1 protein-coding gene and 1 pseudogene are annotated in these 1431 nt (G+C 37.4%); both read left to right on the forward strand.

From position 1 onward, the window contains the following. Positions 1 to 219 (forward strand): annotated as a pseudogene (locus Q0256_RS09805) (hydrogenase expression/formation protein HypE); the annotation flags it as partial. 108 nt (positions 220 to 327) lie between these two features. Further along, positions 328 to 885 (forward strand): hydrogenase maturation nickel metallochaperone HypA, encoded by a 558-nt coding sequence (locus Q0256_RS09810; RefSeq protein WP_297962585.1) that lies wholly within the window; start codon positions 328 to 330, stop codon positions 883 to 885. The last annotated feature ends 546 nt before the right edge of the window (positions 886 to 1431 follow it).

Genomic DNA, 1431 nt, shown 5'->3' on the forward strand with positions numbered 1-1431 from the left:
GGGCACGACAAAGGCGAATTTAATGGCGCTTTAACGCCTAAACTTAGCGCGCGGGGCGAATTTACGGGTGCAAGCGACGCGGGCGCGGTATCAGAAAATAGGGCGGGGCAATTTCAAACTCCGCATGCGGCAAAAGGGCGAGTGATTTTGCAAAACGCCTACGGCTCGCAGCGATTTCTGGAGCTTCCGAAAGGCGAACTGCTACCGAGGATTTGTTAAATTTGCGTGCAAATTTGGCAAATTTAAGCCTAAATTTTAGGCGTATTTTTAAATTTACAACAAAATTTCGTATAAAATACGGCGCGGCCGTAAAATTTAGAGGAAAAAATGCATGAACTATCGATCGTAGCGGATCTTGTGTCGCTATGTGAAAAGGCGCTAAACGCTGAAAAAGCAAAGAAAAAAGGCGCAGCCGAGCAGGGCGCTAAAAATAGCTGCAACATCGCCGATACCGCCAAAGAAAATACGGATTTCGCAAATACCGACATAGGCACCGAGAATACCGAAAATACGGGCGTTGTGGATACGAACTCGAACGACAAAAACGGCGATTTTTATAAAAATTTAGATGCAAATCCGCAGGCGTCTTACGATGCATTTGGTTCGAAAAGTCCGCAGATAAGGAAGCTGCACGTAAAAATAGGGCGACTAAGCGGCGTGGAAGCGCATTATTTGCAAAACTGCTACGAAGTCTTTCGCGCAGGCACCGTCTGCGAAAATGCGGATCTCATCATCCACACCCAAGAAATCGTCGTAAAATGCAAAAACTGCGGTTTTAGCGGAGATTTGACGCAAAACGACTTTTCTTGCCCGCGCTGCAAAAGCTCCGAAATCAGCGTAATCGACGGTGAGGATATGTATCTAATGCGCCTGGTTATTGAATAAAAGAGGGCGTTTTTAGGCGAAAACTTCCTCCTATATTTCGAATTTAAACTCCTTGCATAAGCAAAACTTCATTTCTGCCCAATTCAGATATTTATCTATTTTAATTCTTGCAGAAAGCACATCGTCTTGCTGATTTCATTTGAAGTCACATAAATTATCAAATATAGATTTATGTAAAAATTCTTCTAATAAAAACCATTAATAAAACAACAAATGCGTTAAAAATACATGAAATTATTCATATAATTATACGTTAATTTCGTATTGAATTTTTACTTGAAAATTATAGTTTTCAATATAAAATACCTAGAATTATAGTGCTTTTGCTCCAAAAAATTGAAAAATGATGAACTACTGATATATATTTTCATATTAATGATTTCTATGTAGTAAACGATTTATAAAAATGAATTTTTTGATTTTATTAATTTTGCATCATTTCCATAAATTTTATGAACGTATTTATTTAAATTATAATAAGCTTATTGTATTGCCCTATTTTGTATCTAAATTTGCAACATTAAATTCAATATAAATCATGCTTAT

This window comes from uncultured Campylobacter sp., from assembly GCF_937949835.1.
Lineage (GTDB): Bacteria > Campylobacterota > Campylobacteria > Campylobacterales > Campylobacteraceae > Campylobacter_B.

Excerpts from the sequence above, each read along its gene's own strand:
- Q0256_RS09810 (WP_297962585.1), top strand. The coding sequence starts at position 328 with ATGCATGAACTATCGATCGTAGCGGATCTTGTGTCGCTATGTGAAAAG.